General features: G+C 59.1%; 14 protein-coding genes. 9 read left to right on the top strand and 5 right to left on the bottom strand.

What is annotated here, in order from left to right; genetic code table 11:
• Positions 1-106: 106 nt before the first annotated feature.
• On the bottom strand, positions 107-2,071 hold the full coding sequence (thrS, locus tag HOP44_RS02400; RefSeq protein ID WP_172250216.1) for a threonine--tRNA ligase: 1,965 nt from the start codon (positions 2,069-2,071) through the stop codon (positions 107-109).
• 510 nt (positions 2,072-2,581) lie between these two features.
• Here thrS and HOP44_RS02405 point away from each other — a divergent pair.
• Positions 2,582-4,465, top strand: coding sequence for a hypothetical protein (locus tag HOP44_RS02405; RefSeq protein ID WP_172250218.1), 1,884 nt, complete (start codon positions 2,582-2,584; stop codon positions 4,463-4,465).
• 194 nt (positions 4,466-4,659) lie between these two features.
• Here HOP44_RS02405 and HOP44_RS02410 read toward each other — a convergent pair whose 3' ends face one another.
• A complete protein-coding gene (locus HOP44_RS02410) occupies positions 4,660-6,264 on the bottom strand; it encodes a choice-of-anchor I domain-containing protein (RefSeq protein ID WP_172250220.1) in 1,605 nt (534 codons plus the stop codon).
• Positions 6,265-6,530: 266 nt separating this feature from the next.
• On the opposite strand from HOP44_RS02410, the gene HOP44_RS02415 reads away from it, so the two are divergent.
• From HOP44_RS02415 to HOP44_RS02425, 3 genes are all read left to right on the top strand, one after another.
• Positions 6,531-8,144 carry an amidohydrolase gene (locus tag HOP44_RS02415; RefSeq protein WP_172250222.1) on the top strand — a complete coding sequence of 538 codons (1,614 nt, stop codon included), beginning with the start codon at positions 6,531-6,533 and terminating at the stop codon, positions 8,142-8,144.
• A 16-nt stretch (positions 8,145-8,160) separates the two neighbouring features.
• On the top strand, positions 8,161-9,366 hold the full coding sequence (cntE, locus tag HOP44_RS02420) for a staphylopine family metallophore export MFS transporter CntE (RefSeq protein ID WP_172250224.1): 1,206 nt from the start codon (positions 8,161-8,163) through the stop codon (positions 9,364-9,366).
• A 244-nt stretch (positions 9,367-9,610) separates the two neighbouring features.
• Entirely contained in the window at positions 9,611-10,435 is an 825-nt protein-coding gene (locus HOP44_RS02425; RefSeq protein WP_425501788.1) for an AAA family ATPase, read from the top strand.
• A gap of 108 nt (positions 10,436-10,543) precedes the next feature.
• Here the strand turns inward: HOP44_RS02425 and HOP44_RS02430 are convergent, their stop codons facing one another.
• Entirely contained in the window at positions 10,544-12,760 is a 2,217-nt protein-coding gene (locus tag HOP44_RS02430; protein WP_172250226.1) for a hypothetical protein, read from the bottom strand.
• Positions 12,761-13,111: 351 nt separating this feature from the next.
• On the opposite strand from HOP44_RS02430, the gene HOP44_RS02435 reads away from it, so the two are divergent.
• Positions 13,112-16,237, top strand: coding sequence for a PAS domain-containing hybrid sensor histidine kinase/response regulator (locus tag HOP44_RS02435; protein ID WP_172250228.1), 3,126 nt, complete (start codon positions 13,112-13,114; stop codon positions 16,235-16,237).
• A gap of 241 nt (positions 16,238-16,478) precedes the next feature.
• Positions 16,479-17,717, top strand: a complete 1,239-nt coding sequence (locus tag HOP44_RS02440) for a serpin family protein (protein WP_172250230.1) — start codon at positions 16,479-16,481, stop codon at positions 17,715-17,717.
• A gap of 110 nt (positions 17,718-17,827) precedes the next feature.
• On the opposite strand, the gene HOP44_RS02445 is transcribed toward HOP44_RS02440, so the two are convergent.
• On the bottom strand, positions 17,828-18,907 hold the full coding sequence (locus tag HOP44_RS02445) for a bifunctional 3-deoxy-7-phosphoheptulonate synthase/chorismate mutase (RefSeq protein ID WP_172250232.1): 1,080 nt from the start codon (positions 18,905-18,907) through the stop codon (positions 17,828-17,830).
• A 268-nt stretch (positions 18,908-19,175) separates the two neighbouring features.
• Between HOP44_RS02445 and ald the strand changes: the two genes are divergently transcribed.
• The 3 genes from ald to aspA all read left to right on the top strand — a co-directional run bounded on the left by ald (position 19,176) and on the right by aspA (position 22,376).
• A complete protein-coding gene (gene ald / locus HOP44_RS02450) occupies positions 19,176-20,312 on the top strand; it encodes an alanine dehydrogenase (protein ID WP_172250234.1) in 1,137 nt (378 codons plus the stop codon).
• Complete coding sequence (locus tag HOP44_RS02455) at positions 20,309-20,764, top strand: OsmC family protein (protein WP_172250236.1); 456 nt, start codon at positions 20,309-20,311, stop codon at positions 20,762-20,764. Before ald ends, HOP44_RS02455 begins: the two co-directional genes overlap by 4 nt.
• A 187-nt stretch (positions 20,765-20,951) precedes the next feature.
• On the top strand, positions 20,952-22,376 hold the full coding sequence (gene aspA / locus HOP44_RS02460; protein WP_425501814.1) for an aspartate ammonia-lyase: 1,425 nt from the start codon (positions 20,952-20,954) through the stop codon (positions 22,374-22,376).
• Between the two features lie 228 nt (positions 22,377-22,604).
• Here aspA and HOP44_RS02465 read toward each other — a convergent pair whose 3' ends face one another.
• Positions 22,605-23,645, bottom strand: coding sequence for an LLM class flavin-dependent oxidoreductase (locus HOP44_RS02465; protein WP_172250240.1), 1,041 nt, complete (start codon positions 23,643-23,645; stop codon positions 22,605-22,607).
• Positions 23,646-23,747 lie beyond the last annotated feature (102 nt).

A 23,747-nucleotide genomic window follows, 5' to 3' on the forward strand; every position in this document is an offset into this window, starting at 1 on the left:
TTCCGCTCAAGCGGAAGGCTTTTTGTGTCTGCGTATAGGCGGGCAGCAAAGCAGGTTTCCGCTTTGCGTCGGGCTGTTTCGCGGACAGGAGGGACGTCGCGCGCGGTTATCGCCGCGCCCGTACTTCCTCCGACAACTTGGCGACGATCCCGCCGAGCGGCATCCGAATCTGCGCTTCATCGTCATAACGCCGGACGTTGACGCTGCCGGACTCCCGTTCTTTTTCCCCGACCACGAACATGTACGGAATCTTGTCCTGCTGGGCGGCCCGCATCTTGTAGCCGAGCTTGTTGCCGCTGACGTCCGCTTCGGCGCGCAGTCCGGCTTCCCGCAGCTGTCGGCGGACCTCGAAGGCATAGTCGTCGTAATGGGCCGATACCGGCAGGACGCGGACTTGAACCGGCGACAGCCACAGCGGAAACGCTCCGGCGTAATGTTCGATCAGAATGCCGATAAATCGGTCGATCGAACCGTAGATCGCCCGATGGATCACGACCGGCCGATGTTTCGCCCCGTCTTCGCCGATATACGACAGATCGAATTTCTCCGGCATCTGGAAATCGAGTTGGATCGTGCCGCACTGCCAGCTCCGGCCGAGCGCATCAAGCACATGGTAATCGATCTTCGGTCCATAGAAAGCGCCGTCGCCTTCGTTCAACCGGTATTCCGCGCCCCGGCTTTCCAGCACGCCGCGCAGCGCATGCTCGGCTTCGTCCCACAATTCTTCCGAACCCATGGAATCCTCGGGACGCGTCGACAGCTCGATCCGGTAGTCGAAGCCGAATACCCGGTACATCCCGTCGATCAGATCCATGACTTTGCCGATTTCTTCCTCGATCTGGCGCGGCAGCACGAACAGATGCGCGTCGTCCTGACAGAACGTCCGCACCCGCATCAGGCCGCTGAGCGCTCCGGAATATTCGTGCCGGTGGACCTGGCCGAACTCCATCATCCGGATCGGCAGATCGCGGTAGGAGCGCAGCTCGTTTTTGTACATCAGCATATGGCCCGGGCAGTTCATCGGTTTGAGCGCGAAGGCTTCGTCGTCGACTTCGGAAAAATACATATTGTCTTTGTAATGGTCCCAGTGACCGGACTCCTGCCACAGGCGGCGGTTCATCATGAACGGCGAGCGCACTTCGTCGTAGCCGCTGCGAAGCTGCATGCCGCGCGAGAAGTTTTCGAGTTCCGTCCGCAGCAGCATCCCGTTCGGCAGATAGAAAGGCATGCCCGGCGCTTCGTCGGAGAACATGAACAGTTTCAGTTCGCGCCCGAGCTTGCGGTGATCGCGCTTCTTCGCTTCTTCCAGCAGGCGCAGATGGTCGTCGAGCTGTTCTTTGCGGGGGAAAGAAGCTCCGTAAATCCGCTGCAGCACCGGACGGTCCGAATCGCCGCGCCAGTAGGCGCCGGCGACGCCGAGCAGCTTGAACGCTTTGAGCCGCCCTGTCGACGGAAGATGCGGACCGCGGTCCAGATCCGTGAATTCGCCCTGCTCATACAGCGAGAACCTCTCGTCTTCCGGCGCCTCTTCGATCATTTCGAGCTTGAACGATTCGTTGCGCTCCCGGAAAAAGGCCAAGGCTTCTTCGCGTTCGACGACCCGCCGGCGGATCTGCAGATTTTCTTCGGCGATCTTCCGCATCTCGCGTTCGATCGCAGGCAGATCGTCGGCGGACAAAGCGGCAGGCAGCTCGAAGTCGTAGTAAAAGCCGTCTTTGGTCGGCAGGCCGATGCCGAGCTTGACCGCCGGATCGCCGTACCGGCGTTTGACCGCCTGGGCCAGCAGATGGGCGGCGCCGAGCCGGTAGATCGGCAGGCTGTCTTCGTCGCCGGGAAGCAGAATCTCGAGCGAAGAAGATTCGCGCACCTTTTCGCCCAGATCGACGAGGATGCCGTTCAGCCGGGCGGCGACGGCATTCTTGCCGAGCGAAGTGCCGGCGGAGCGGGCGATTTCGAGCACGGAGGTACCGGCTTCTACCCGGCGGATATCGCCGTTCGGAAACGTGATTTCGATCAAGGCGGAGACGGATGGGCTTTGGGAGACGGATAGGGACGGGAATTGTTCGGACATGCTGCATTCCTCCAAGTATAGTGGGATGGCGAGCGCAGACGATCTTCCGGAGAACGCAAAAACGCACTCTCCCCGGAAAGGGACGAGTGCGCTCGGCTCGTGGTTCCACCCTCATTCGGTCCCGGCTCCGGGGGCTTACGCTCCCGGGCAAACAGCCGTGACCCTTACTTGGGATCCGTTAACGGGGATCGGTCGGCGGAGGCTACCGGCCGCCGTGCGCATCCACTCAGGACGGGCATCGGGCGCGGCGTTCGCTTCCGCGGCTGCGGAGAGGTAATTCCGGGCCGCTTACCGAAGAAGCTCACAGCAATCGCTTCTCTCTCTGGACGGTGCGCACGGGGAATATTGACTCCGGTCAAAGCCGAATGTTTCGTTGATTCTGAATTATAGGCGTCCGTTCGGCAAAGGTCAAGCGAAAAAAGAAGAAAGCGAAGCGGCGGTTTGAACGAACCCCCTGTCAGCGGTTATGATGGAGGTATACAACAGATACGGATAAAAGGAGGGCGGGTCATGTACGGACATACTTTTGCCCAGGCATTGTGCAAATTGGGCGGCGACGAACTTCGATTGGTCTACGTGCTGTGCTGCGACACGGCGGTTCAGGAACTGCTCGTTTCCAAGATTCGGGGTTGGATCAAACGCGAACCCCAGCGGTTCGCCGCTCAGCTGCAGGAGAAGGCGCTTGCCTACCGGGAATGGAACGACGACGAACTGCGGCTTGCGATTCTGCTGGAACTTGCCAAACGTTCGCGCCTGCACGGAGCGCCGCTGACAACGGCGGCCGAGCTGGAGGAATTTGCCGGAGGAATCGTGGAACATATCGAGCTCGGGGCGGCCGAAGAAGACCGCGCGTATTTCGGTTACCGGGAAGAACATCCGGAAGCGAGCGCTCTGGAAGCGCTGATCGATTATCAGAACGAGCAGCTGATCCAGGGGCTCGGACGTCTGCTGGACGCGGCTCCGCAGTCCGAATGGGAGGAGTATATCCGGCGGATTGAGCCGTTCCTTCCGGAAGACCTGACCGATCTGCCGGAAGCTTCCTACGTCTCGGATACGGCCGGCTCGGACTTCGATTATTCGCGAAGCGATACCGGATCGGCGGAAGAGTACGGGGATAGCGAACAGACGGACCCGATACTGGATCTGCCGGGCATTGCCGAATCGCCGGCGGCCGCCGCTGCGCAAAACGAAGCGGCGGAAGAAGGACATGTCATCCGGGAAGACGGGCAGATCGCCGGTTCGGCGCCACAGGATGGAGCGGGCGATAAGCCGGCCGCAGCGCCGGTATGCCTCGACAAGGCCGGAGAAGCCGCCGAAGAACCGTTCGGAAGTGCCGGATTGACGGATGCCGAATACGAATCTTTGCTGGGTTCCGCACGGGACTTCGAAGAACCCGAAGCGGCGTCGGAGCCGGCCGCTCCGCTGCGGCCGAGCGGCGTCAAGCTGCTGCTCGCCGCGCTGGAGCATCAGCGGGGCTGCGCGCATTATGAAGCCGTCATGTCGCTGCTCGCTTCGGCGGAAGGGCTGTTCGGGATCGGCGAGATGCCGGAATTGTACGGACGCAGGCTCAGCTTCCGGGTCGTATCGGCGAGTCCCGCTTTCTTGAATGTGCTGCCCGGAGGCGGAGCGAAGAACGCGCCCAAAGCGATTTATCGCAGTCTGAATCCGCAGCGCCGCCGGCTGCCCCTGCTGCTCGTACAGCTGTTCCTGCCGGAGCTGGTCTCCGAAGACGAGACCGAAGCGGATTACGGTTCGCTGCTGGCTTTGTGGCGCTCCCGCGCGGAGCAGCACGGCGCGTTTAAGAGCGAGCTGGCGGAGGAAGATTCGCGAATCGAGTATTATAAGCGCGAATCGGCCAGCTGCTCGGAGCAGCTGGAAGCGGCGCGTACCGAGCGCGCGGCTTCCAAGAAGCGGATCGCGGATATCCGGGAATCGCTTGTGAGCAAGCTGCGCGTGAGCAGCATGCAGCTTCCGCCGATTTCCGAATCGTTCGATCAACTGCTGGAAGAGTATGCCGATAACCGGCACCGGATCGAAGAAGCGGAAAGTTCCCGCCGGGAACGCGGTCAGGGTTTCTCCGCGCTGATCAAATATACGCTGAATTATGCGGCGTCGAGCGTCAGCTTGATCGATTTGAAGCGCAAGCAGGATCGTCTGCTGGGTCAGATGGCCGAAGAAGCGCTGCGCACCGACGGCGAATGGGGGCAGGGTGAGCGTTACGTCGTGGCGGCGGAACAAGAACGGATCGGTTTCCTCGAAGCGGAAATCGATCGGCTCGAGAAGCTCCAGACCGAATATCGCGAAGAGCTGCGCCGCTCCGAACAGGCACGCAAAACGCTGGAACAAAGCAAGAAAAAGCTGGAGAAGCAGGTCTACGGGCTGATGGATCTGTAATTCCGGCAGAGCGGGCAGGCGGAGAGTCTGTCCGGACGATTCAACTCCGCGCGGCCTGTACAAAAAGGCGCAGAGCGGCAAAAAGCCGGGGTCCCATAAACGGGACTCCGGCTTTTTGGTATGGATTCGACTTATTGCCGAGTCGGCTGTTCAAGCGGCGGTTCGGAAAAACAGATTCGTTCCGGGTGCTCCGTTTATTGGGTGACGGGCGCGTAGAAGCTGATGGTGCCTGTACTTTCGTCCGCACTGATAAACAGATCGCGTCCGTTGACCCGGTGAATGCCTTCCGGCGATTCGCCGGCCGTCTTGATCAATCCCAGATACTTGGGATTCGCGGCGTCTTCGATATCGAAGAACAAGATGGCATCCGCGCGTTCCGCCGCAACGGCCAGCAGGGAACGTCCGTTCACGGTGGACGTTGTCAGGTTTTCGACTTCGCTGCCTTTTTTGCCGCTGCGATCGTCCGGATACAGACCGGCTTTGGCCGTGGCTTCGTCGACCAGGCTCATGCTGTCGTAGACGAGTTTGCCGTCCAGACTCCATACGGCGATGCCCCGGCCTCCGGCGCTTACGCCGTCTTTGAACTCGTTGCCGCCGAGATCGCCTTCATTGGCGGTAATCAGATGCCGGCCGTCCGGCGTAAAAGCGATTCCGTCGGGTTCGAAACGTCCGGTCATCGTGTCGGAGAACGAGATGACGCCGTCGTCTTTGAGGTCGGCGGCATGCTTGGTCGTGCCGAGAGCGAATACCTTCGTTACTTTTTTGGAAGCGAGGTCGACGAGAGCGATCGCGTTGTTCTCCTGCAGCGTAACGGCCGCCATCGTTCCGTCCTTATTGATCGCGACGTACTCCGGCTGCGGCTCGTGCGGATAAACGGCGCCTTTCACGGTACTCAGATCGACCGGAAGATCGGTCAGCGTGCCGCTCAGCGCGTCGCTGCCGGCAAACTCCATCACGGCGATACTGCCCGGACGCTTGGCGTTCGGATAATCGAATTCTTCCGTCTTCGGATCGAGTTCTTCGTCCTCGATCGCGATCACGGCGTATTTGCCGTCCGGCGAAATCGCGATCGAATCCGGCCCGATACCCAGCTTGTACGTTTTGGCGATTTTGTAGGTCTCCAGATCGACGACGGCCAGAAATCCGGGGTTCGCAAGCTGCATCGTGTCGCCGCCGCGGACGGCGGCGAGCGCGTACTTGCCGTCCGGCATGACCGCGACGCTTGTCACTTCCGCCGCTTCGGACAGCGACTTGAAGCTGACCGTTTTCAGCAGCGAGGTCCGGGCGACATCGGAGATGTCCAGCACGCCGATACTGCCTTTGTCGGCTTCCGTCACGATCAGGCGTTGTCCGTCAGGCGTGGACGAAGCGATCTCGGCTTTGCCGGAAGGCATAGGGAACGAAGCGGTCAGGGCGAAGCCTGTCCGGTTCTGCGCGGACGCCGCCGCGCCCAGCAGAGCGTCCAGTGCCGACTGCGGGATATATACCCGGCCTTTATCGACGTAAGGGGCTTTATCGAGCTTGACGGTTTTGCCGTTCAGCGTCATGGAGGAACCGCCGAGCTTGAACATGGCGGCGATTCCCTCGGCCCGAACTTCCACGCTGCCCGCCGCCGAATTCCATGTGGCTTTGCCCAGCATGTTCTGAACGGCGGTGCGCAGCTGCACTTCGTTCGAAGCGGCGTGCAGGGGAGGCGTGTTCAGCGTCAGTACGCCCGAAGCGAGCGTAAGCGTGCCGACTCCCAGCAGGAGGCGGCGGATTTTTCCGGATAGGGTTTGTTTGCGGCGATTCGTATTCATGTAAATTCTCCTTTGTGGGTGCCGGATCGATCGATTTGGGTTCCGGGCTTCCTATGTAAAAAGTTCCGCGAATACCGGCCAAAGAGCCGGCAGGCTTCTGCCATTGTAAAGAGACAGTGTATGCCGGGTGTCAAAAACAAAGCCGCTTTTTGTAAACGTCTATCCGCGCCGGTGCCGGGTTCGGCCGCATATGATAAACTTGGACGAGAAGCGAACGGGACGTTGGATAGGCCAAACGCAAAACGGATGAAGAAAGGAAGAAAGATATGACACAGCAGCAAACGCAGGGAACCTTGTTCAAAAACGGCCGGATCGGCCTCGGAGCTTCGGAAGGAAGTCCGGACGCGATTTATACGGAGAACGGCAGGATCCGGGCGATCGGGACCTCGGCGGAACTTGCGCTCCAGCTGTCGGGCCGATCTTGCGAAGTCGTCGATTGGGCAGGGGCAAACGTACTGCCCGGCTTGACCGACTCGCATATGCATTTGTCGATGCAGGGCGTGAAGCTTGCGGCTCTGGATTTTTCGGAGACGGCCTCCAAAGAGCAGATGCTTTGGCAGATTCGCGAACGTGCGGCGAAGACGCCGGAAGGCGAATGGATCTTCGGGCTTAACTGGAACGAGAACGCCTTCACGCCGGCCGAAGCTCCGACGATTGACGAATTGGACGAAGCGGCCGGCAGCCGCCCGCTGTATTTGACGCGCACCTGCTTCCATGCTTTTCTCGCCAACCGCGAAGCGTTCCGCCGTGCAGGCGTTACCGCAGACACGCCCGATCCGCTTTCCGGCGCGCTGGGACGGGGCGAGTCCGGAGAACTGGACGGCTGGCTCTACGAAGAAGCGTCCAAGCTGCTGACAGCCGTGCAGCCGAAGCCGGATTACGCGGACAAAAAAGCGGCGATCCGCCGCGCCTGCGAATCTGCGCTCAGCCTGGGCCTGACCGCGGCGCATACGGAAGATCTGCGCTATCTCGGCGGAATCGACGTGATGCGGCGTATTCACCATGAGCTGCGCGAAGAAGGACTGCACTTTCGCTCGCATCACCTTATCTTCCACGACTATCTGGACGAAGCGGAAGCGCTCGGGCTGACAGCGGGTGACGGCGACGAATGGCTGAGGATCGGCGCGGCGAAGATTTTCTCCGACGGAGCGATCGGAGGCCGGACGGCGCTCCTTAACGCGCCTTACCACGATGCGCCGACCACGAGCGGAATGGCGATTCATGCCCGGGAGCGGCTGCACGCGATCACGGCCCGCGCGCGGTCGCTCGGATTTCCGATTGCCGTGCATGCGATCGGCGACGGTGCGGCGGATTTGACGCTCGGCGCGATGGAAGCTTATCCGCTTGCGGGCATTACGGCGCTGCCGGACCGTTTCATCCACGCGCAGGTATTGGATGCGGCGCTGCTGGAACGCATGACGAAGCTGCAGCTGATTGCCGATATCCAGCCGCGCTTCGTCGTCAGCGATTTTCCGTGGGTACTGGATCGGGTCGGACCGCAGCGGACCGATTATTTGTACGCGTGGAAAAAGATGATCGACGCGGGTATCGTCTGCGCCGGAGGCAGCGACGCGCCGATCGAGCCGCTGAATCCGCTGCTGGGGCTGCACGCGGCGGTTGCCCGGCGCCGTCCGGACCGTGCCGAACCGGCGGAAGGCTATCTGCCGCAGGAGCGGCTTAGCCTGCAGCAGGCGCTGTGGCTGTTCACGGAAGGCAGCGCGCTTGCGGCGGCCGAAGCCGGCGAACGCGGACGGATTCAAGTCGGTTTCGCCGCCGATTTCACCGTGTTGGACCGCGATATTGCCGCAGGCGAACAAGCGCTTACGGAAGCCCGGGCGCTTATGACCGTCGTGAACGGCAAAGTCGCTTACCGGGCTTGAGCAGGGAGGGACTCAGGTGAGCCGTACCGGGCCTTCTTCGGCGGGATTCATACGTTTGTACGCGCTTGCGTTCATCTTCTTTTTCGCCAATTCGGTACTGACCGTTATCCTTCCTCTGCGCGGCGCGGAAGCGGGATTGGAATCGGGCGGAATCGGTCTGATGATGGGGACGTATATGCTGACCTGCATGCTGCTGCGTCCGCTCGCCGGGCAGTGGATCGGCCGGTTCGGGCCGCTCGCCGCCATGCGCGGGCTGCTTGCGGTACATGTACTCACGCTGCTGCTGTATGCGATCTCGGATATCGGCGGATACGTCTGGCTGCGGGCGCTGCAGGGAGCGGTGACCGCTTTCTTTTCCATGACTATGCAGGCGGGCATTGTGGAGAAGCTGGACGGACGCGACCGGGGGCAGGGGTTGTCGCTCTATACGCTCTCGACCATGCTGCCTTCGCTGGCCGGTCCGCTGCTCGCGGTCGAACTGTGGGAGAGAGGCGGAAGTTGCGGCTTCGGCGGATTCATGCTGCTCCTGGCCGCGGCGGCGGTACTCGCCGGTCTTGCGCTTCCGCTGCCCGGAGCGTCCGAGCGGCAGGGTTCGTATACGCTGCGCGGCATGCTCGGCTCGTTCCGCGAGATTCGGCGCAGCCGCGCGCTTGGCGTCAGTACGCTGGTCATGCTGCTGATTTCGTGCGTATTCGGCGCGACAGCCACATTCCTGCCGCTGTATATGATCTCTTCGGGAATCGGAAACGCGGGCGGGTATCTGGCGGTTCAAGGGGCGGTAGTCGTGCTGTGCCGGTTTGTTTTTCGCAAAAAGATTCCGTCCGACGGACGCTGGAGTTCTTCGCTGATCGCGGGGCTGCTGCTGTGTTCGGCGGCGGGAACGCAGATTCTGGCGATGCCGCAGACACTCGGACTTCTGCTGTACGTCTCGGCGGTATGCAGCGGAATCTCGCTTGCGTTCCTGTATCCGACGCTGACCACGTATCTGTCGTTTGCCCTGCCGGCCAAAGCCCGTTATACGCTGATGGGTTTGTTCATGTCGTCGTACGACCTGGGCTTTGCGCTCGGCGGGCTGGCGTTGGGATGGGTCGCGCAGATCTTCTCCTATCCGGCGGTATTCGGCTGCTGCACGGGGCTTGCGCTGATTGCCGCAGTCATTGTGTGGGCCAACGGCAAACGGATGAACGGGAGTGTAACGGCGGAAGCGGCCGGACCGACTTGACCGGCTGCTTCATGCAGATAGATCCGGAGTCGAATGTATGAGCGTTCCGTCCTGCTCCGTTTTTTTTCTCCTGCCAAAAAACAAAGACGCTTTCCCGCACCCCGGAACCGGTGCAGCGGGAAAGCGTCTTTTTGCGTCGTGCGTTGACACCAAGCCTGATCCGTAGTTAAATAGTAATGATTACTATTAAACAAACGCCTGCAGGGCGCAGCTATAGCAGTGCAGCGAGAGGAGCTTGTCCGCAGTGGGAAAATCCGCAATGACCGCACGGCTGCCGAAGTCCAAAGGGACCGAGATGGCGACCGTTTACGAAGCCGGAGATTGTACGCGCAAGGTGAAGCATCTGGTGCTGCCGGAGCGCAACCAACGCATTGTCGAGGAATTCATGCAGATTCTGGAGATGAGAGAAGAATTCGAGCAGCATGATGTGCCGATTCCGAACAAAGTCGTGATGTACGGACCACCGGGGACAGGCAAGACGCTGACCGCTTTTCACGTGGCGGCGTCTCTGGGACTGCCTCTGATTTTGGTTCGCTTGGATGCGCTGATTCACAGTCATCTGGGTGAGACGGGCAGCAATATCCGCAAAATATTCGATTATGCGCGCGCTGTCCCCTGTGTACTGTTTCTCGACGAATTCGATGCGGTAGCCCGTACCCGCGAGAGCGGAGACGAGGTCAAAGAAATGGCGCGGGCCGTCAATACGCTGCTGCAGTGTCTGGACGAATTCGGCGATGTCAGTATTTTCATGGCGGCGACCAATTTGGAAACCGAGCTTGATCCCGCCATCTGGCGCCGGTTCGATACGCGTATGACCTATCAGCTGCCGAACGAGCAGGACCGGCGGCATTATATCCGGCTGCTGATCGGGGAATTCGGCTGCCAAAACGGAGCGGAAGCCGAAGCCTGCCGGCTGCTCGGCGGCTGCAGCTTCGCGGATATCGAGCAGATCGTGCTGAAGGCCAAGCGCAAAGCCATTATCGATCGACAGCCGCTGGACGCGGCGCATATCGCTTTGTCTTACGAAGAGTACGCGCCGACGCCTACCGAAGTCCGAATGCATGTGTAGATTTCTTTTTGGCAAAAGCAAATCCCAAAAAAGCTCCGCCCTGCGCGGCATCGATCCGTCGATACGCGCAGGGCGGAGCTTTTTCGATTGATGATGCGGCCGGTTCCGTTATTCGTGTTTCTCATCCCCGCGGTTGGCGTGAAGGATCTCTTCGCGGTTCTCCCAGAGCATACTGCGCAGATTGGATTTGGAACCCTGAATAATAAAGTAAGGGACGCCGGAGGTTTTGGCCAGTTCGACGCCTTCCCACGAAGCACGGTGCGAGGTCGACGTAATCAACAGGAACAGGGCCTGCGCACGCCGCAGATCGGACGCGACGAGATCGGGACGTTCTCCGTTCTCGTGGACGTAAGTCGCACCGCTCTCGACCACCACGTCTTCGAACCATTTGCGCTGGCCGCCCAATACGACGATCGTGCATCCTTCGAGGAAAGGCTCGGGTCTGCTTTTGCGACCTTCCTTTTTAGGCTTGGACGAAGCGGGGACGCTCTGCCGCGCAGCGGCCGGATCCCGGCGGGGTGCCGCTTCCGGATCGGAGAAATCGCGGTAGACCCTGGCCAGGCGGGCCACCGTTTCTTCTTCGCCGACATTGAAGATACACGGAGCCCCATCTGCGGGGCGCTGGATATCCAGGTCTTTGGCATGGATCGGATAACGGCGGTCGGCATCGTTCATATCGACCGCATACCACACTTCGTGTTCCCCCAGTTCCACATACCCGTTGTATTGGCGTACGGGGGAATACGCATCGTCTCCCTGGAACAGCAGCTCGATTTCGTACTGCGTCCCTCCATGGCCGTCCTCGCGCGGGGTGCACCAGACTTCGGCTTCGTGCTGAAGCCGGTGCTTGTACACCATCGACTCGGTAATATTAAACGTCTCTCCGGTCTCCAGCACGATATATCCGCCGTGATCCCGTCGATGGAACGTTCCGCCGAGCCCCGGAGCGGCTTCGGAACCGACCTGTTCCAGCGCTTCTTCCATGGAAAAGGTTTCGCTGCGTGACTTTTCCATGGAAGAAGCAGTTTCCGCGTTCGGTTTCTGCTGCGGCTGCGGCGTTTCGATCCCGCGCGGGAAAACGCCGGCTCCGGCTTCCGGCAGAGCCGCCGGAATACCGCCTGTCAAACGCCGGCCTGCGGCGTACGCATCGACGGCGTCGAGCAGATCGAGCGCACGGCGCAGCAGCGTCCGCGCTTCCAGGTCGCCCGCTTCGCTTCCGCCGGGCATACCGGCGGAAGCGAAGCGCATATCCTGACGCAGCAGCGCGCCGAAGCGGCTGAACAGTTCTTCCGCTTCGTCCGAACCTGCCTCTGCGGCCGCATTCGAAGAAGCGGGCTGCGGCGAGGTACGGACGGAGGGTTCTCCGTTTCCGTAAGCCGGGCGAGCCGGGAATCCTTCTTCCGATTCTCCGCGGGACGCCCGGACCTCCAGGGCATGTTCGGCTTCTTTCATCTTTCTCCGCAGATCGGCCAGCTCCTCTTCGGTCCGGCTGCGCTCCTGCCTGTAGTTTCGTTTAAGCTCCGCGAGCCGGCCGGCGGTTTCTTCGCGTTCTTCGGCCAGACGGCGGTTCTGGCGTTTCTCGGCTTCGAGTTCCCGCACCAGACTTTCGGTTTGCTCCCGGAGTCTGCTTGCGTCCCGCCGGGAATCCAGCGCTTCTTTGTCGGCGCGGCGCGCACGCTCTTCTTCTGCGCGGCAGCGCTGCTCCAGCATTTCGATCCGGCGGTTAAGCTTCTCGATCCGGCGCTGCTCCGAAGTTTCGCTTGCGGCTGCCGCCGAATTCGTCTTCGCTTCGTGCTCGCTGCCCATAGGAGCGGGAGAGCTTCCGGCATCGCTTGCGGCCAATCGTTCGAGCCTCTCCCGATCGACGCTTTCGCTTTCTGCGCCGGTTTGGAAATACAGAGCCCAATAGCTGTGCCATTTGCCGTACTTGGCGACCCGGCTGCCTGGATCTTCGTCGAAATGTTCCGGCGTTAAGTCCGATCCTGCCGCTTGAAGCAGCGGTCGAAGCTCGGCCAGCAGCGCGGCGGCCAGGCGGGCGCGCAGTTCGCGGCTGCCCCGGGCCTGGGCGGCCAGATCAAGCATCGACTTGGCGAACAGCGCTTCCGGCCATTTGCGGGTGTTCCTTTTGGCAAAAGCAAAGTCGAGGGTTTGAGCCATCTTTCGCTTCGCCGCTTCGTCCATTTCCCGCAGAAGCGGCAGCACAAATTGGAGCGGCAGAAGCGAGATTTGCTCTTCTCCGGGTTCCCGAGTGTCCGGGGCGCTGTCCGCTGCGGGCGGAGGCGCCTTCGTGGATTTGGCTGACAGGGAAGGTTTGATTCGTTTCATGGGCTCCTCCTTGTGGATGGACGGCGGTTTCCGCTGGGGATTTACACTCGCCGAAGATTTCTATTCTTTTTAATATAGCGGACTTTGCACACGCTTTACAAAGAGAAAATCAAACTTTACGACATTATTCTACAAAAAAACAGAAAAAACTGGCATCTCCCACTCATAAAAGGGAAGAAGATTCTATGCTGTAATCGAAACCGATGCCAAGAGGCCGACCAAAAGTCGAATCCGGCCGGCGAATTTGCCCGATCCGGATCGTCTTCGATTAGAAAGCGGCCGATTATGGGTAAACCATTAGGAGCGTGCAAGCAAAGACAGAATGAGCTTTTTTATCAAAGGAGAATGACCTTGACTTCGCCTTATCATCCAAACTTATCCGTTTATTCACGTATGTATAACAAAATGACAACCGGTGTGCTGATCCTGGACCTTTCGGGCCGCTGCATCGGTGCAAACCCGGCCATGGGCCGTATTTTCGGTTGGGACACGGAAGAGCTGCTTGGAGGCGGCTACAGTACCGTCCTGCGCGCCGATCCCGACACGGAAGCCGATCTGCTGGAATCGCTGGCGGAATGGCTGCACGCGCCCCGGGCTTTCGGGCCGCTACGGATCCGGCTCTTACGCCGCAGCGGCGAAACCGCCTGGATAAAGGTGGAATGCGAACTGCCGGAAGAAGGCGACGATCCGCTAATTCTTGTTTATCTGGACGACATCTCGAATCTTGTGGACGAAGCGGAAGACCGGACAAGAGAGATGTACAAGCTGATTACGCAAAATACGCCGGATATGATCTCTTTCAGCAAACCGGACGGAACGCTCCTGTACGTCTCGCCTTCCGTGGAACACACGCTGGGCTATACAGTGGAAGAAATGCTCGGACGCAACCGGACGGCTTTTTACCATTCCGGGGATGCAACCAAGATGAAGATAGAAGGGACCCTTTTTGCGGAAAATCGGAGTTTCGAGCGCCGTGTACTGCACAAAAACGGAAGCGTGCGCTGGGTCGATACGTCTTTTCGTCTGATTCGCAATACCAAAGGCGAGGTCAGCCGGGTACTCGTAATTGCAAGAGACATCACCGAACGGAAAATGAACGATACCATTTTGGCAAAGGCCCAGCAGCTGGCAAGCATCGGTTCCTGGCATTGGGATATTCAGCAGGATAAACTGTTCTTTTCACGCGAAATGCGGGAGATTTTCGATTACTCGATTCAGCCGGTCGAGAAGAACGCCGACTCTTTCCTGGCGGCTATTCATGCCCAGGACCGCGAGCATGCGGCGGAACGGATCGGATCGGCGCTGAACGGCGGACGCGACGGGGAACTTACTTACCGAATCGTGCTGCCGGGAGGCAGGGAAAAAACGATTTACGGAGTCTGGGAAGTGTCCAAAGACAGCATGACGGGAGAACCTCTGCAGATTATCGGCATCGTGCAGGACGTGACCGAACGCGTCCGGATCGAAGAGAAGCTGCGAAGCAGCGAGAGCCGCTACCGCTCTTTGTTCCTCAATCATAATTCGGGCATCATTTCCATGGATATGAAAGGGCGCATTCTCTCCGTCAATCCGGCCATGGAAGCGATGAGCGGCTATACGCGCGAGCAGATCACCCGTGTGCGTATCGGAGTGCTCCAGCCCAAAGAATACGCCGGAACGTCGCGGGACCATTTCCGGGCTGCCAAAAACGGGGAATCGCGCGTATTCGAGACTTCGTTTCACCGGCGTGACGGAAGGCTTCGCCATATCAGCGTAGCTTATGTTCCGATCGGTTCCAAAAAAGACCAGAGCGGCATCTATGCGATCATTACCGATATTACGGAACGCAAGCAGTATACGGCGCAGATCGAAGCGTTAAGCTATCAGCATTCGCTGCTGCTCAACACGGTATCCGAAGGCATCGTCGGCTTCGATCCGGCCGGCCGGATCATGTTCACCAATCCGGCAGCGGCAGCCATGCTCGGCTACGAAGGCGGGGAAGCGATCGGACGTTCCTACGCCGAGATGCTGCGTCAGGCCAAGACCCAGGAGAGCGCCTACCAGTCGGGTATCACGGCGCTGCTGGACGCGCTGGATTCCGGTGTGGCTCATGCGCAGCCGGAGGCCGTTTTTTGGCGCAAAGACGGAGGAAGCTTCCTCGCTTCCTATCAGGTAACGCCGATTCTGGACCGCGGAGAAAACAAAGGAGCCGTACTCGTCTTCCGGGACAAGACGGGGGAGAAAGAAATCATTCGGGCGAAAGAATCCGCGGAACGGGCCGATCAGGCCAAGTCGGAGTTCCTGTCGATTGTCAGTCACGAACTGCGGACTCCGATGAACGGCATTATCGGCATGGCCGATCTGCTGCGCGAGAGCGGGCTGCAGGGCGAGCAGCGGCAGTATGTCGAGATCATTCACGAGAGCAGCTATGCGCTGCTGAAGATTCTGAACGAAATTCTGGATATCAGCAAGATTGAATCGGGACGCATGGAAATCGAACCCGAGCCGATCGAACTGCGCGAAGTGCTGGGCAATGTGGTTCAGCTGTTTATGCCTCGTGCATCGGAGAAGAAGCTTGCGCTCGAATTCGTGACGGACGAAAGCGTGCATCGGCTTCCTTCGGTCGTTCTGGCAGACAGCGAGCGGCTTCGCCAGGTGCTGATCAACCTGGTGGGCAACGCGGTCAAGTTTACCGACAGCGGCAGCGTGACCCTCTGCGCCGCGCCCAAGGCATTCCGCGCTCCGAACGAAATCTGGATTGAATTTTCGGTGAAAGACACGGGGATCGGGATTGCGGGAGAGAAGCAGCATCGTTTGTTCCAGCCGTTCTCCCAGCTGCATCCGATCCTGAACCGCAAATACGGCGGTACCGGGCTCGGATTATCGATCAGCCGCAAACTGGTCGAGCTGATGGACGGCACGATTTCCGTGGACAGCGAAGAAGGCGAAGGCGCGACTTTCCGGTTCCTGCTGCGTTTCCTGCTTCCGGAAGAAGAAGGCCGGCTGTTCCTCTCGGGCTACCAAACGGAGGGAAAGATCCATGAAACTGCCGGGAAACCGCCCGGTTTGGGAACCCGGATAGAAACACGCGAACTGCGTATTCTGGCGGTCGAAGATCACCCGATGAATCTTAAAGTGCTCCAAGCGATGTTGGCCCGCTTCGGATGCCGCGCCGATCTGTCCGAAGACGGCGAAAGCGCGGTCCGTCAGGCGCTCGCCAAGGATTACGATCTGATTTTTATGGATGTGCAGCTGCCCGGCATGGACGGGATCGAAGCGGTCGGCCAGATCCGGACCCATCTTCTTCCGGGGCATCATCCGCTGATTGTCGGGGTCAGTTCTTTTGTACGCCAAGAAGAGATCGACCGCTGCCTGCAGGGCGGAATGGACGACTTTATCGGCAAACCGGTCTCTGCGGGCGAAGTGGAACGCGTACTGAACGAAGCAAGGCTGCGTTTCGGCAGCCCCGCCGGAACCAGGCGCGGAGAAAGCGAATAAGGGAATCGCTATATTTCGTAGAAAGCCTGCCCGATCTGCGGATCGGAGCCGGGCTTTTTTTTATGAACCTCTGCCTTTATTTTTCCATTTCAAGCAACATTTTTTCTTCTCCGTTCGTTGATAAAGGAAGAACAGGTTCGCAGGCCGAGAACCGGCGGATCTGCAAATCAAGGAGGGATGCATCATCGGGAAGAAGAACAAACGACCCCAGAAGGCAGTTTGTACGCTGACGGCCGCAGTAATGCTGACTGCATCGGGAGGCTGCTCAAACAGCCCGTACCCGGTTGAATCGCTGTCGTACAAGTCGACTTACACGGGAAAAGATGCCGACCCCAAACTTGCGGCGTCGATGAACGCGTTCGCGCTGGATTTCTACGCCATGCTGGAAAAGCAGCCGGGCGAAGACGAAGTCGGTCCGAACCGGATGGTCTCCCCGGCGGGACTGTCGATCGCTTTGTCGATGCTCAAAGCCGGCGCGGAAGGCGAAACGGAACGGCAGATGGACCGAACGCTGCAGCTGAACGGGATGTCTCCGGAAGCGTTGAACGAAGGGCAGAAAGTGCTACGAGATCTGCTGAGAGGATCGGATCCGTCGGTGCAGATGGCCGTTGCCAATTCGCTTTGGAGCCGGGAAGGGTTCGCGTTGAATCCGGACTATGTATCGCAAATGGAGGAAAATTATGCCGCGCAAATTCAGGTGCTCGATTTCTCGTCTCCAAAATCCGTTGACATCATGAACCAATGGGCGTCGGACAATACGGCCGGCCGTATTCCGAAAGTGCTCGAATCCCCGCTGAGCGGCGATCTGGTCCTGCTGCTGATGAACGCCATGTATTTCAAAGGCGATTGGACCGAACCGTTCGAGAAATCGCAGACGGAAGAGCTTCCGTTTGAGACGGCCGGCGGAGAGTCCGTGAGAGTACCGACGATGCGCCAAAGCGGCCAATACGCGTATCTGGACGCAGAGGGCTTCCAAGCCATCCGTCTGCCGTACGGGGAGTCGGAGAACTTCGGGATGGTGCTGGCCCTGCCCGACGAAGAGCGGTCGCTGGACGAATTCAAACGGCAGCATCTGCCCAAGTTCGAGCAGTGGAGCCGAAATCTGTCCAAAAGCGAAGGGAGTATCGAACTGCCGCGGTTCAAGCTCAAGGACAAGCTGCAGCTGAACGACGCTTTATCCGAACTCGGCATGCCGGACGCTTTCGACCCGGCCAAGGCCGAGCTCGGCGGCCTGGCCGCTTCCGGCGCGGCACCCGGCGAAAATTACGTCAGCTTCGTCACGCAGGACAGCTTTGTCGAGGTGAACGAGGAAGGAACGGAAGCGGCTGCCGTCACAAGCATAGGGGATGCGGGAGGAGCTCCGCCTCCGGCCAAGCCGTTCGATTTGAAGCTGAACCGTCCGTTTTTCTTCGCCATTGCCGACAAGACTACCGGCCTGATCGTCTTCATGGGCGAAGTGGGAGATCCGTCGCAGGATTGACGGCGAAGAACCAAAAAGCCCTGCGGGTTAACCCGCAGGGCTTTTTGAGTGAAACAGGTTCAAAACAAGATCGCACCGTAAGAGACGACAGGCGTCTCCAAGGCTAAATGTTACGAGCGTGGACCGAACAGGCCGGAGTTTTTCAGACCGTCCCAGAACGCGCCGAACTGAGGAATATCGAGCTGCTGCCCGGCATCCGACAGCGCCGTTTGCGGGTCGGGGTGAACTTCGATCATGATGCCGTCCGCGCCTGCGGCGAGAGCCGCTTTGGCGCATGGAAGCATGATGTCTTTGCGTCCCGTGGAATGCGTGACATCGACCATAACCGGAAGATGCGTTTCCTGTTTAAGCAGCGGAACCGCCGAGATGTCGAGCGTGTTGCGCGTCGCCGTCTCGTAGGTGCGGATCCCGCGTTCGATCAGCATGATCTGCTCGTTGCCGCTGACCATGATGTACTCGGCCGCATGGATGAACTCGTCCAGCGTCGCGGAAAGGCCGCGTTTGAGCAGAACCGGGATTTTGGCGCCGCCCAATTCTTTGAGCAGTTCGAAGTTGTGCATGTTGCGGGCGCCGATTTGGATGACGTCGATGTAATCGGCTGCGATTTCGATATGCGACGGGTGTACGATTTCGCTGATGGTAGCCAGACCGAACTCGTCCGCGACTTCTTTCAGCAGTTTCAGACCGTCGAGGCCCAGACCCTGGAAATCGTAAGGCGAGGTTCTCGGCTTGAATGCACCGCCGCGCATAACCGTAACGCCGGATTCTTTGAGCGCCTTGGCGACCGTACGCAGCTGTTCGCGCGATTCGATCGAGCAGGGACCGGCTACGAGAATCGGGCTCGGACCGCCGACTTCGACGCCTTTGAACTTGACGATCGTATCTTCAGGACGTTTTTTGCGGCTGACAAGCAGTTGGCGCTTATGTTCTTCCTGCTGAATGTTCAGCGAGGCTTTGAAGATCTCTTTGAACAGATGCTTCAGCGTACTGTCCGAGAACGGTCCTTTGTTCAGGCCGGTGACGCGATCCAGGATTTCTTTTTCGCGTTCCGGTTCGAACTTCGGCACACCCTGGGTTTCTTTGACTTGTCCGATCTGATGTACCAATTCGGCGCGTTTGCTGAGCAGGTCCAGAAGCTGTGAATCGATTCCGTCGACGCTGGCCCGCAGCTGTTCCAATGTTTCATTCATGTCTGCATAGTCTCCTTTGCGCTGTTTTCCCGCTTCGCCGCGTTATTCCGAAGCAGGATTAAAAAGCGTATTTCTACACATTCTAATCCGGTTAGCGCATACATAGCAAGACGTGATAGATTTTTCGGTCAAAAAAACGCTTTCAAAAATCGGATTTCTTTTATTCTCCGGCATGTTAAAATGGAATTAGGAACTTTAACCACCCGTTCAAACGGTTGAAGTCGCCTCTCTTACCGGTTATCCAACCTATCATTCGGGGGGAACGAGCATGATTATCGGAGTGCCCAAAGAAATCAAGAACAACGAATACCGGGTCGGGATGACGCCGGCTTCCGCCAAAGCCTATGTCGCCGAAGGGCACGAGGTCCGGATCGAGAGCGGTGCGGGCTGCGGAATCGGATTTGCGGACGAAGATTATGCGGCAGTGGGCGCGTCGGTCGTACCGAATGCCGGGGAAGCCTGGGCGGCCGACATGGTAGTCAAGATCAAGGAGCCGCTTGCGGCCGAATACGGATATTTCCGCAGCGGGCTTATCCTCTATACGTATCTGCATCTTGCGGCCGAATCCGAACTGACCTTGGCTCTGAAGGACCAGGGCGTAACGGGTATCGCTTACGAAACGATCCAGCTGCAGAGCGGAAGCCTCCCGCTGCTGACGCCGATGAGCGAAGTGGCCGGCCGGATGTCTGTTCAGATCGGCGCCCATTTTTTGGAGAAGCCTTTTGGCGGCAAAGGCGTGCTGCTCGGAGGCGTGCCGGGTGTCGAGCCCGGCAGGGTAACGGTGGTGGGCGGCGGCACCGTAGGCGTGAACGCGGCCAAGATGGCGATCGGGCTCGGCGCGGAGGTCACCATTCTCGATATCAACGCCGACCGGCTTCGCCAGCTGGACGACCAGTTCGGCGGACGCCTCAAGACGCTGATGTCCGATCCGCACAACCTCGAGACGGCCGTGGAACGCGCCGATCTGCTTGTGGGCGCGGTGCTGATTCCGGGCGCGAGAGCGCCGAAGCTTGTCACCGAAGAGATGGTGCGGAAGATGGATGCGGGCTCGGTCATCGTGGACGTGGCGATCGATCAGGGCGGTTCGATCGGAACCATCGACCGGATCACGACCCACGACGATCCCGTTTACGAAAAGCACGGCGTTCTGCATTATGCGGTCGCGAATATGCCGGGAGCGGTGGCCCGTACGTCGACGCTTGCTTTGACGATGGTCACGACGCCCTACGGTCTGCAGATTGCCCGCAAAGGCTTCCGGCAGGCGGCAATAGACAACCCGGCCATCGCCAAAGGCATCAATACCTGCGAGGGCTGCGTCACCTACCGCGCGGTCGCGGAAGCGCACGGTTTGGCGTATACTGAAGTAGAATCCATTCTAAGCGAAAAGGGAGAGAGTCTCGCATGAATCATATTTTCCGGCTCAAAGCGGACTGGAACGGAGGACGGGGCGGCACCGGACGTATCGAAAGCGGACAGCTGAAGACCGAAATCTCGATTCCCGAACCGATGGATGGACCGGGAGTCGGCACCAACCCGGACGAAATGCTGCTTGGAGCCGCTTCAACCTGCTATATCATTACGCTTGCGGCCATGCTGGAACGCGCCTCGATCGAGGTCGAGAGCCTGACGCTGGATTCGGAAGGCGTTGTGGACGTTACGAATAATGTGTTTACCTACAAATCGATTACGCACCGCCCGCTGCTTGTGCTCGCCGGCAGCCAGAAGGAAGAAGTGCTGGCCCTGGCCGAACGTTTGGCGCACAAAGCCGAAAGTTCGTGCATGATCACACGGGCGCTCGAAGGCAATGTCGAGGTATCGGCGGAGCCCACGGTGACTTTCGCGCAGAGAACGCATTAAACTTTCGCAGGCCAAGGAACAGTGTATTTGGAAAGGCGGGAAAGACCGTCAAGGACGCGGCGGTCTTTCTGGTTCTTTTTTGCGCGCCTTCGCCGGCTAATCCTTACGTTTGGACTATCCGATATATTCGCATAGAAAGTCAATTCACGCCGACAGATTCATACACACGGCTTCGGGAGGACGGAAAATCATGCAACCGCAGTTTCGGATCGAAAAAGACTTCCTGGGAGAAAAGCAGGTTCCCGCCGACGCCTATTACGGCGTTCAGACGATGAGAGCGATCGAGAATTTCCCGATCACGGGCTACCGGATTCACGAATCGATGATTCGCGCACTGGGCATCGTCAAAAAAGCGGCCGCACTCGCCAATATGGAAGTGGGACGCTTGAAAGGGCCCCTGGGCGCTTCGATCGTCGAAGCGGCGGGCGAAGTGATGGACGGAGCATGGGACGGCCAATTTATCGTCGATCCGATTCAGGGCGGCGCGGGAACATCGATCAATATGAATGCCAACGAAGTGATCGCGAACCGTGCGCTTGAACTGATGGGCAAACCCAAAGGCGATTACTTCCATTTGAATCCGAATGTGCATGTCAATATGGCGCAGTCCACCAACGACGTGTTTCCGACCGCTATCCATATTGCCGCACTGTCGCTTGTCGGGAATCTGGAAGATACGATGGAGCGTCTTCAGCATTCGTTCGGGAACAAAGCGCGCGAATTCGATCATGTGATCAAAATGGGACGCACGCATCTGCAGGATGCCGTACCGATCCGGCTCGGCCAGGAATTCGCCGCGTATGCGCGGGTGCTGGGCCGCGATCTGCATCGGGTGCGCCGTTCCAAAGAACTGCTGCACGAGGTGAATATGGGCGCGACGGCTATCGGTACCGGCTTGAACGCCGATGTCACCTATATGGAGACGGTCGTCGTCAAACTGGCGGAGATCAGCGGCATGCCGCTGCGCCACGCCGAAGATCTGGTCGACGCGACGCAGAACACGGACGCCTACACCGAGCTGTCCGGAGCGCTCAAGATCTGCATGATCAACTTGTCGAAGATCGCCAACGATATCCGCCTGCTGGCTTCCGGTCCTCGCGCCGGATTGGCCGAACTCAAACTGCCGGAACGTCAGCCGGGTTCTTCGATCATGCCGGGCAAAGTCAATCCGGTAATGTGCGAAGTGGTCAATCAGACGGCTTTCCAGGTCATCGGCAACGACCATACGATTTCGCTTGCGTCCGAAGCCGGGCAGCTTGAGCTGAACGTCATGGAACCGGTGCTGGTATTCAATCTGCTGCAGTCGATCAGTATCATGAATCAGGCACTGACCGTCTTCCGTACGCACTGCATCGACGGGATCGAAGCCAACGAAGCCAACTGCGCGGAATACGTCGAACGCAGCGTCGGCGTCATTACGGCGCTCAGTCCCTATCTCGGCTACGAAATTTGCGCCCGGATCGCCCGCGAGGCGATGACGACCGGACGTTCCGTACGCGATTTGTGCCTGATGCACAATGTGCTCAGCGAAGAGGAACTGGATATCATCTTGAACCCGTTCGAGATGACCAAGCCCGGCATCGCCGGTTCGTCGCAGCTGACCCGCGACTAGGCTTCGCAGGCGGGAATGCGGCGCAGGATCGCGCTCCATGCCATACGGCCGTTTTCGAGAGCCCTTCGGGAATTTCGGGGACGGTTTTTTGGCGCGGAATCGGTGCGGCAGCCGAACATTTGCCGCATGACTTCAAGCCGTATGCGGGCGCATACGGCTTGAAGTCATGCTTTGGGTAGGGGCACAAAAAGCGGAGCGCATCGGCAGCCGCTTTCGAAGCGAAGGCGCTTAGGAGCGAACTTCGCTTATGGCGGCCTGGGTGCCGCTGCCGAGCGCGAAAGCTTCGGCGACCAGACGAACCGATTTCAAGCGGGCTTCGAAATCATGGATCGACGCGACGATCATCAATTCGTCGGTCTGGTATTCTTCGGCAAGTTCCAGCAGCCGGGCTTTGACTTTATCCGGAGTACCGACAACGCGGTAAGCGCGGGTTGCGGCAATCTGCTCGCGTTCGTACGGCGTGTAGGGATAATCCGCCGCGGTCTGCGCGGACGGCAGATAAGGAAGTTCCATCCCTTTGTACATCGCCAGGAAGAACAGATCGGAACTCGAAGCGAGCCGCTCGGCTTCTTCCTGCGTATCGGCGCAGACAACCGTAATGGCAGCCAGCGATTTCGGTGTGGGCGACATCAGCGACGGTTCGAAGTTGTCCCGATAGAATTCGGTCGCTTCGCGGCCGCCCGGCGTGCCGAAGAACTGCGCAAACGCATACGAGGCTCCGGTCTGAGCGGCCAGACGCGCGGTGCCTCCGCTTGAGCCGAGCAGCCACAATTCGGGTTTGGTCGCAACCGACGGCGACACGCTCAGCCCGGCAAACCGGTGGTCGGCCGGAACGGCGTCATTCAGATAGGCGATCAGATCGACAATCTGCTGCGGATACGGATCGGCGCTATGGTACTGGCCTTCCTGCAGGGCGCGGGTGGACAGCGGGCGTCCGCCCGGTGCGCGGCCTACGCCGAGATCGATCCGTCCCGGATAAAGCGCTTCGAGCAGGCGGAAGTTCTCCGCCACTTTATAAGCGCTGTAATGCGGGAGCATGATTCCGCCGGAACCGAGCCGGATCCGCGAAGTATTCGCGGCCAGATGGGCGATCAGGACCTCCGGGCTGGAATGGGCGAGAGCTTTGGAACTATGGTGTTCCGAGACCCAGAAGCGGCTGAAACCGAGTTTGTCGGCTTCGATGGCAAGGCGTGTCGTGGCCTGGAGCGCTTCGACAGGGCCGGAGCCTTCCGTAATGGTGGATTGATCGAGAATGCCGAGCTTAAGCATAGGAGTTTCCCCTTTCAACGCGCGATCTTCGAAGATGCGCGGAACCTGAAGCGTAAATGAGTGAAGCACGGTCGAAACGAATGTACGGTCTTCCGAATGGGG

This window comes from Saccharibacillus deserti (genome assembly GCF_013618475.1).
Taxonomy (GTDB): domain Bacteria; phylum Bacillota; class Bacilli; order Paenibacillales; family Paenibacillaceae; genus Saccharibacillus; species Saccharibacillus deserti.

What these genes read in the sequence shown, in the direction of transcription:
- thrS (WP_172250216.1), bottom strand. Translation starts at nt 2,071, where the DNA reads ATGTCCGAACAATTCCCGTCCCTATCCGTCTCCCAAAGCCCATCCGTC.
- HOP44_RS02405 (WP_172250218.1), top strand. Translation starts at nt 2,582, where the DNA reads ATGTACGGACATACTTTTGCCCAGGCATTGTGCAAATTGGGCGGCGAC.
- HOP44_RS02410 (WP_172250220.1), bottom strand. Translation starts at nt 6,264, where the DNA reads ATGAATACGAATCGCCGCAAACAAACCCTATCCGGAAAAATCCGCCGC.
- HOP44_RS02415 (WP_172250222.1), top strand. Translation starts at nt 6,531, where the DNA reads ATGACACAGCAGCAAACGCAGGGAACCTTGTTCAAAAACGGCCGGATC.
- HOP44_RS02430 (WP_172250226.1), bottom strand. Translation starts at nt 12,760, where the DNA reads ATGAAACGAATCAAACCTTCCCTGTCAGCCAAATCCACGAAGGCGCCT.
- HOP44_RS02440 (WP_172250230.1), top strand. Translation starts at nt 16,479, where the DNA reads ATGCTGACTGCATCGGGAGGCTGCTCAAACAGCCCGTACCCGGTTGAA.
- HOP44_RS02445 (WP_172250232.1), bottom strand. Translation starts at nt 18,907, where the DNA reads ATGAATGAAACATTGGAACAGCTGCGGGCCAGCGTCGACGGAATCGAT.
- ald (WP_172250234.1), top strand. Translation starts at nt 19,176, where the DNA reads ATGATTATCGGAGTGCCCAAAGAAATCAAGAACAACGAATACCGGGTC.
- HOP44_RS02455 (WP_172250236.1), top strand. Translation starts at nt 20,309, where the DNA reads ATGAATCATATTTTCCGGCTCAAAGCGGACTGGAACGGAGGACGGGGC.
- HOP44_RS02465 (WP_172250240.1), bottom strand. Translation starts at nt 23,645, where the DNA reads ATGCTTAAGCTCGGCATTCTCGATCAATCCACCATTACGGAAGGCTCC.